Origin of the sequence: Craterilacuibacter sp., from assembly GCF_051659485.1 — a bacterium.
Taxonomy (GTDB): domain Bacteria; phylum Pseudomonadota; class Gammaproteobacteria; order Burkholderiales; family Chromobacteriaceae; genus Craterilacuibacter.
Map to the genome: position 1 here is coordinate 1 of NZ_JBOFOO010000359.1, position 7,763 is coordinate 7,763.

10 protein-coding genes are annotated in these 7,763 nt (G+C 62.5%); 5 read left to right on the forward strand and 5 right to left on the reverse strand.

Annotated elements, in window-relative coordinates:
- Positions 1-78: 78 nt before the first annotated feature.
- Positions 79-1,356 (reverse strand): ferredoxin reductase family protein, encoded by a 1,278-nt coding sequence (locus tag ACRC1E_RS12155; RefSeq protein ID WP_438515355.1) that lies wholly within the window; start codon positions 1,354-1,356, stop codon positions 79-81.
- Positions 1,357-1,606: 250 nt separating this feature from the next.
- Between ACRC1E_RS12155 and ACRC1E_RS12160 the strand changes: the two genes are divergently transcribed.
- Positions 1,607-2,404 carry a SprT-like domain-containing protein gene (locus tag ACRC1E_RS12160; protein WP_438515356.1) on the forward strand — a complete coding sequence of 266 codons (798 nt, stop codon included), beginning with the start codon at positions 1,607-1,609 and terminating at the stop codon, positions 2,402-2,404.
- 6 nt (positions 2,405-2,410) lie between these two features.
- Here the strand turns inward: ACRC1E_RS12160 and ACRC1E_RS12165 are convergent, their stop codons facing one another.
- Positions 2,411-2,866: a hypothetical protein gene (locus ACRC1E_RS12165; protein ID WP_438515357.1), complete on the reverse strand. Its 456-nt coding sequence runs from the start codon at positions 2,864-2,866 to the stop codon at positions 2,411-2,413.
- Between the two features lie 123 nt (positions 2,867-2,989).
- On the opposite strand from ACRC1E_RS12165, the gene ACRC1E_RS12170 reads away from it, so the two are divergent.
- Complete coding sequence (locus tag ACRC1E_RS12170; RefSeq protein ID WP_438515358.1) at positions 2,990-3,712, forward strand: DUF6933 domain-containing protein; 723 nt, start codon at positions 2,990-2,992, stop codon at positions 3,710-3,712.
- A gap of 29 nt (positions 3,713-3,741) precedes the next feature.
- On the opposite strand, the gene ACRC1E_RS12175 is transcribed toward ACRC1E_RS12170, so the two are convergent.
- From ACRC1E_RS12175 to ACRC1E_RS12185, 3 genes are all read right to left on the reverse strand, one after another.
- Positions 3,742-4,815 (reverse strand): calcium:proton antiporter, encoded by a 1,074-nt coding sequence (locus ACRC1E_RS12175; RefSeq protein WP_438515359.1) that lies wholly within the window; start codon positions 4,813-4,815, stop codon positions 3,742-3,744.
- 181 nt (positions 4,816-4,996) lie between these two features.
- Positions 4,997-5,638, reverse strand: coding sequence for an NrsF family protein (locus ACRC1E_RS12180; protein WP_438515360.1), 642 nt, complete (start codon positions 5,636-5,638; stop codon positions 4,997-4,999).
- Positions 5,638-6,189: a sigma-70 family RNA polymerase sigma factor gene (locus ACRC1E_RS12185; protein WP_438515361.1), complete on the reverse strand. Its 552-nt coding sequence runs from the start codon at positions 6,187-6,189 to the stop codon at positions 5,638-5,640. Before ACRC1E_RS12185 ends, ACRC1E_RS12180 begins: the two co-directional genes overlap by 1 nt.
- A 161-nt stretch (positions 6,190-6,350) precedes the next feature.
- Between ACRC1E_RS12185 and ACRC1E_RS12190 the strand changes: the two genes are divergently transcribed.
- The 3 genes from ACRC1E_RS12190 to ACRC1E_RS12200 form a co-directional block, all read left to right on the forward strand.
- Complete coding sequence (locus ACRC1E_RS12190) at positions 6,351-6,620, forward strand: BufA1 family periplasmic bufferin-type metallophore (RefSeq protein WP_438515362.1); 270 nt, start codon at positions 6,351-6,353, stop codon at positions 6,618-6,620.
- Between the two features lie 52 nt (positions 6,621-6,672).
- Positions 6,673-7,497: an MNIO family bufferin maturase gene (gene bufB / locus ACRC1E_RS12195; RefSeq protein ID WP_438515363.1), complete on the forward strand. Its 825-nt coding sequence runs from the start codon at positions 6,673-6,675 to the stop codon at positions 7,495-7,497.
- Positions 7,494-7,763, forward strand: a 270-nt coding sequence (locus ACRC1E_RS12200) for an HvfC/BufC N-terminal domain-containing protein (protein WP_438515364.1), incomplete at its 3' end; no start/stop codon positions are given. The genes bufB and ACRC1E_RS12200, both read left to right, overlap by 4 nt.

A 7,763-nucleotide genomic window follows, 5' to 3' on the forward strand; every position in this document is an offset into this window, starting at 1 on the left:
TCGCGCCGCTGCGCTTGCCGCGCTCGGTCAGCGGAAGCGGCAAGTAAAAAACACGTCCGCGCAGCGGACACAAACCCATCAACGCATGCTGAAAGCCTCGCGATGGAAGACCGGCGCCTGCTGCCGTGCCGCCAAGCCGCGCGCCAAGGCGTCGCCCATGCCTGCCGGCCCGCAAAACCACACCGCATCGACCTCGGGCAACATCGCCACATCCAGCCGCGCGCCCTGATCGCTCTCGATCAGGTGCAGGCTCACGCCCGAGCGCAGGCAGGCGGCGCGCACCTCGCCTAGCGCGGCGGCTTCGGCGCTATTTTTAACGCAGTAGTAAAAATCCACTGGCGCCACTTCGCCTGTCTGGGTACGCGCCTCCAGCCATGCCAGAAACGGGGTGACGCCGATGCCGCCGGCGACCCAGGCCTCGCGCGTGCTGCCGCTGCGCTCAAAACAGCCATACGGCCCTTCCACCTCGAGACTATCCCCTGCCTTGAGGATGGCTGGAAGGGTGGCGGTGTAATCCCCCAGCGCCTTGATAATGAAGCGCAACTCGCCGCCATCGCGCTCGGCGCTGGCGATGGTGAACGGGTGGGCGCCTTCGCCGGCATCAAAGCTCACCAGTGCAAACTGGCCGGCTTTATGGCCGGGCCAGCCGGCAACGCGGCAGCAGACTTCCAGCGACTGGCCGGGCAAGGCCTGTACCGAAGTGATATGGCCATGGTGGCGGCGCGAACGGCCGATACGGCCAGACAGCGACCACAGCGCGCTCAAGGCCGTGCACAGCAGCAATAGCGCCAGCAAAGCGCCGGCCGGGGTCAGCCATAAGGCCTTGTCGGCCAGCATCAGGCCATGAAAGACGCCGGCCAGGGCGATCGGTGCAAACAGCTTGTGCGATGGACGCCAGATGCGATAAGGCAGCGCCCGCAACAACGCCAGCAGCACCATGCCCAGCATCAGCCAGCCAGCCCATTCGCCCATGTCTTTGGCCAGGCTGACGAGCGGGTCACGCGCCCCGCCACCGGCACGGCGGATTTTTGGCTCTGCCCATTGCATGGCCACAAACAGCTTGGGGGACAACTCGATCAGCCAGTGCGCGCCCAAGAGCAGGCCCGAGGCGATGCCGAAGCGTTTATGCTGGGCATAAAGTTTGTCCAGCCCGCCCATCGCGCGTTCCAGCCACAGCGGGCGCATCGCCAGCAGCATGGAACCGGCCATGACCGCCAGCAGCATCACGCCGCTCAACAGGCGCAGTTGCGAACGCCATGCCCAGTAATCGGCCGGCCAGCCGTGTGCCCACACGCTGCAGACGCCATACAGCAGGAAGGACATGAAAAGAATGAGGGTCAGCGGGCGCTTGAGCATGATCGGCTTTCATCGAGACTGGATGCTTTCATTAGAGCATGCCGGCCCAAATGATTGGCGATGACATGCCGTGCGCTTTGTTGCCAGATGTTGGCATCGGCCGCCGGGTTCACACTTATTAACATCTCGGCCGCGCACAAGCGTGCCTGGCCGATGCCGGCATGGACAAAGCCCATGGCTGCGTCGACAATACCGCCCCTGTTCCCGGCGCAAGCGGGACCCTTTGCCGATGGATGAAAGGAATACCCGCATGGCCAGCCCCAGCACGCCCAGCCTCGAGCTTTACGGCGCTTTGCAACGCGCGTTCGACCACTTCAATAGCACGCTGTTCGCGGGCGAGTTGCCGCAGTGCATGATTACGCTGCGTGCGCAGCGCACCCGCTACGGCCACCACCAGCATGCGCGCTTTGTCAGCCGCGATGGCGCTTCGCTGGACGAGCTGGCGCTCAATCCCGGCTACTTTGCGCTGCGTCCGGTCGAAACTGTGCTGTCTACGCTGGCGCACGAGATGGTGCATCACTGGCAGGAAAACAAGGGATCGGTTACGCCGTCCAACCACCATAACCGCGAGTGGGCCGAGAAGATGAAGGAAGTCGGCCTGATGCCCAGCACCACCGGTGCGCCCGGCGGCGAAGAATCGGGCTCGCGCGTCAGCCACTACATTATCGAGGGCGGGCTGTTTGCCGGCGCATGCCAGACCTTACTGGACGCAGGCTTTGTCCTGCCGGTGTACGACAGGCACGCGCCCGAGCCGCCTGAACGCGTACTGGCGCGCAGCATGGTGAGTTTCAATGAAAATGCGCCGCCCGCGCCGGACGGCATGAATGATATCGAGCCCTACCGGCCGGAGCCGGCGGCAGCCTTGAACGAAGCGCCGATGGAAGCGGCCGAGGCACAAGGCAAACCCCTGCCCATTCTGGCACCGCCCCCGCCGCGCCCCAGCAACCGCTCGCGTCTGGCCTGCCCGCAGTGCGGCGCCAGTGCGTGGATCTCCAAGGAAGTGGTGCTGATCTGCGGCAGTTGCTCCGTGCCGCTGGAAGCGGTGTAAAACGGCTCAGCTATTGGCTGGTGGCGTCTTGCGCTCCAGCCGGTCTTCCAGCTCGCCAATGCAGGCGGCAATGCCGTTGCCGGATTCTTCGATGCGTTGGCCCAGCTCGGCCTTCAGCGCGGCATTCTGCGCGGCAAGCTTGGCCAATTCGGCTTCCAGATAGCTACGCAGCTCGCTGAAACGCGACACCTCGGCCTTGTCGGCCAGCTCGCGATTGGCCTGCAGTTCGCGGGCATGGCGACGCCCATCCATCAGTACCGAGCCTTGCAGATAAACGATGTAGACCAGAAACAGCGCAACCAGCAGCACCATCAGCCCCAGCATCACCAAGCCCAGCGATGCCTGAATATCCGTAAAACCCAGCGACAGCGTGCTGGGCGTCATCACCACTGCCCAGTTCAGCGCCACAAACACGGCGATCAGGCCCGCCACCACCAGCAATAACAGCGTACGTAGCTGCATCCTCTTCTCCTTATGGTTAAAATACCCGCTACCGGCCCATGCCGGCATGGGTGTTATCGCTGCGAAACTACCACTGTAGCAGCCCGCCCAAGCGCCCCCTACCCATACCGGAACGATAGTCCCATGCTGATTTTCAACTGCAGCCGTGCCTTTGCCGATTTTATCGAAGACAAAAAAGCCGGCACCCGACTGGTGGAAACACCCCCATCCAAAGATCCGGCCGCTGATGCCCTGCTGCTGCGCACCCATGATGGCGAGCCGCCCGCCCATGTCTGGCAGTGGCAGGTGCATATGGTGACGGTGCGCCGCCGGCCCTGTGTCTTGGTGATGGAGCACGACAGCCGCTACAGCATGCTGTTTACCCGCCTGAAAGCAGGCGACATGGCCGGCTTTGTCAGCCAGATGCTGGAGCGCCTGCTCAACCAGCAATACACCGAAACACTGGCGCTGGGCGAGCCGCCGCTGGCCAGCATCGATGAAATGGCGCACAGCCTGATGCAACAGCACAGCGACTTCCGCTTTTTCCTGCGCAGTGAGCGCAGCGTACAAGCGCATCTCAATGAAGTGGCACGCGACCTTGCCGATCAGGCGGCCGCTTCTTCCAGCCTGCCCGAAGGCCACGAGCAATGCGCGATGTTCGACGATCACTGCAATAATTACATCCGCAGCAGCAAAACCCGTCCCGACTGGTTCTATCCGCAGCAAGTCATGCTGTGGCGCTGGCTGCATGACTTTGGCGGTTATACCGAGGCCGGCATTCTACGCCTGCAACAGCAGCAGCAAGCGCAGCAGCGCGCCTTTCAAAGCGCGCAGTTTGCCGAAATACTGGCCAAGGCCGGACAGTAGCGCCGGGGAAGGCAAACCGCGCTGCCGGCTTACGGCGAAACCGCGAAAAACAGGAAGGTGGCAAACAGCACCAGATGCACAACGCCCTGCAAGATGGTGGTCTTACCCGTCGCCAGGCTCATGGAGCCCACCAGTAAAGTCAGCCCCAGCAGCACGGTTTCCTTCATTTCCAGACCCAGCACCAAAGGCTGGCCGGTGATCACGAAGATAAGAGCCACGGCCGGAATGGTCAGCCCGATCGACGCCAGACCCGAACCCAGTGCCAGATTCAAGCTGGTCTGCAAGCGGTTGGCTCGGGCGGCACGCGTGGCCGCCAAGGCTTCGGGCAACAACACCATAGCGGCAATAATAATGCCGACCACCGCCTGCGGTGCCCCCATCACGCTCACCATGTTTTCAATGGAAGGCGAAAGTACTTTTGCCAGGCCAACCACGGCGACCAGCGAAACCAGCAGCAAGCCGGCACTCCAGATCGCGACCTTGTTGTCGGTGGTGGCGTGCGCGCTCTCGTTGCTGGCTTCATCCAGAAAATAGTCGCGATGGCGGACGGTCTGTACAAAAACGAAAGCGCCGTACAATACCAGCGAAACCACGCCGGTAAAGGCCAGCTGTTTGGATGACAGCATATGCCCCGCTTCGCTCAGGCCGTAATTGGGCAACACCAGCGTCAGCACCGCCATCGAAGTCAATACCGCCATCGCCGCACTCACGCCCTGCTGCTGATACTCCTGCTCGCCATGACGCAGGCCGCCCAGCAACAAACACAGGCCGACAATGCCGTTGCAGATAATCATGATGGCCGAAAAGACCGTATCGCGAGCCAGCGCCAGCTTGTCCTCGCCACCGGACAGCATCATAGACAGGATCAGTGCGACTTCGATAATGGTCACCGCCAGCGCCAGCACCAGCGTACCGAAAGGCTCGCCGATACGGTGCGCAATCACCTCGGCGTGATGGACGGCGGCAAAAACCGCACCGCCCAGACACACGGCCACAGCGACCAGAAACCAGGTCGAATTGACACCGCTAAAAGCGATACCCAACAGCACGCAAGCCAATAGCGGAAAAACCCAGCTCCAGCGCGGAAGTTGATGAGCGGACATTGCGGCCTCTTTTATCAAAATTTCATCATATTCTAACTGATATCATCATACCAGACGCCTGCATGCCCCCTGATGTCCGGCTGGCGACACCCACAATACACAGCGGCAAGCAACAACAGCATCATAGCGCCCCAGCGCCGCAAGATAAGGCCGGCTTGGCACCAAGCTTTGGCCGTGTGCCCTACCACGCCAGCAGGCGTGGACCGGTGATGGCGCCCAGCAAGGCGGGCAGCAGCATACCTGCCAGGTACCATAGCGCCACAAAAGGCAGCGCCAGTTCGGGGCAATGCAGGGTATAGACCAGCGCCCCGCCACTCCCGGCGACCAGCCCGGCAGCCGCACCCGCCAGACGCAAACGGGTAGGCGCCAGCCGGCGCATCACCATCAGCATCAAGCCCCATACCGGTAGCGACAGCAGCAGGATACTGGGCACACACGCTTGCCAGCTACTGCCCGCAAGCAGCGCCCAGCGGGCAGCCTCCGGCGCTGCCGCCAGCTCGCTGCCGGCGGGCAGCCACAATAGCAGCACCGGCAGCAATAATGCCGGCGCCAATCCGGCCACACGCGTACCGGGCCGCGACAGCCGTACCGCCAGCAGCAGCGAGGGCAGCAATAGCGACAAGGCAAACAGCGGCTTGACCCAGAAGATGGCGCGCCCGGCATCGGCCGCCAGCGCCGGATTCAGCCGCAGCAAAACCAGCATTAATAGCAAGGCAGCCAGTAGCCCGGCCAGCAGCGCCCGCGCCAAGGGTCTGGCCACCTTTTGCGGCGCCAGCCGGGTCTCGCCCGCAGCCAGCAAATCAATCAATTCCGCCGTTTTCATCATCCGTTCCTTATCATGGCCGCCAGTGCCTTCAGGCCGCGATGGATCGCAACCTTGACCGCTGACTCGCTCAGTCCGGTCATGGCCGCCGTTTCCCTGACCGACAAGCCTTCCAGTTTCATATGCACGATAGGCAGCCGCTGGCCATCGGGCAGATCCTGCAACAACACCGCCAGATCATGGCGGGCATCGCGGGCCTCCTGATCAGTCTGGGCCATTAGCTCGTGATGGTCGTCCAGCGGAACATTCAGCCTGTCGTGCCGTCCGTGACGGCGCCAGAAATCAATCAGTTTGTAGCGTGCAATCGCATACAGCCAGGCCGTCACCGGCTGATCCCGCGCCCAGCTGGCTCGCTGATTGTGAATCGCCAGCAAGGCCTCCTGCACCAGATCCTCGACATCTTCCGGGCATGCCGACAGGCGCCGGCGATAAAACGCACGTAAATGTGGCGCCAGTGCACCGAGAAAACGGCGGTATGCCGCTGCGTCCCCATCCAGGCCGCGGCTCAGCAAGCTGCAAAGCAAGGCTTCCTTAGCATCCTTGTCGACCATCTCTTATTCGCTCCCGCGAGCATGGTGGTTACAAGCCCGGCAACAACTACCCGAAATAAATTTTTCACCGCTACTGTAACCGATCCCGCATCTCTTGCGAATTGGCTAGGGACCGGCGGCAACAGCTGCCGGCACCCTTAGCCTGCAATAGGAGAAACATCATGACTCAGACCCAGACTGTACTGGCCGCCGCACTGTCCGCCCTGATCAGCGGTGCCGCCATGGCGGCAACCGCCCCGATGGAAAAAGAGAAGTGCTATGGCGTGTCCGTCGCCGGCCAGAACGACTGCAAGGCAGGTGCCGGTACCAGTTGCGCCGGTTCGTCCAAGATGGACTATCAGGCCAATGCGTGGAAATACGTCGCCAAAGGCAGTTGCACCAGCATGAAGACCCCGAAAGGCATGGGCTCGCTAGAGCCAAGCAAGAGTTAAACCCCGCCATCGCCCGCCATCATGGCGGGCGGTATTTTGACCGGAGGCAGACATGCTGAGCTGTGGAATCGGGCTGAAACCGCAACATTTCGAAGAGGCGCTTGCGGCGCGGGCGCAAGGGCTATGGTTTGAAGTCCACGCCGAAAACTATATGGCCGATGGCGGCCCGCGTCTGGCATGGCTCGCGCGCATACGCGCGCAGCACCCGCTATCGCTGCACGGGGTCGGGCTATCCTTAGCCGGTGCCGCCGAGCCTGACACTGCGCATCTTGCGCGACTGGTGGCACTGGCACAGCGTATCGAGCCGGTCCTAGTCTCCGAGCATCTGGCCTGGTCGGCATGGCGCGGCAACTGCTGGCCCGATCTGCTGCCTGTCGTGCGCACGCGCAGCACACTTGCCCGGCTGGCCGCCAATATCGGCCGGGTACAAGATGCACTGGGTCGCACCATCGCCATCGAACACCCGGCACATTACCTCGCGCTGGAGCATGAAATCGGCGAGATCGAATTTCTGACCGAGCTTGCCGCCCGTAGCGGCTGCCAGTTGCTGATCGACGTCAATAATGTATTTGTCGGTGCCAATAACCTCGGCTATAGCGCCGGCGACTGGATTGATGCCGTGCCGGTGGCGGCCATTGCCGAAATCCATCTGGCCGGCCATAGCCGCGACCCGCAGTGGGGAGAGGCACTACTGATAGATTCGCACGACATGCCGGTGAGCGAGGCGGTATGGGACTTGTATGCACGCCTGCTGGCACGCAGCGGGCCGCGCCCGACCCTGCTTGAGCGCGATGGCCATGTCCCCGCTTTTGCCAGCTTGCTGCACGAGCGGGAACGCGCCCATGACCTGCTTGGCCAGACGGCGATGGCCGCATGAGTACGCAATTTCACGACGATTTTATCGCGGCGCTGGCAGGCGACAAGACCGATGGCAGCCTGACGGCCCAGCCCGGCTTTGCCGTCTACCGCAATACCGTATTCAAGGGCTGTGTCGATGCCATCGTCGCCAACTATCCGGCACTTTGCCATCTGGCCGGCGAAAAATGGCTGGCCGCCGCCGCACTGGCCTATGCATGCCAAACCCCGCCCGACGACCCGCGCCTGATGCTGTACGGTGCCGGTTTTGCCGATTTTATAGCGGCC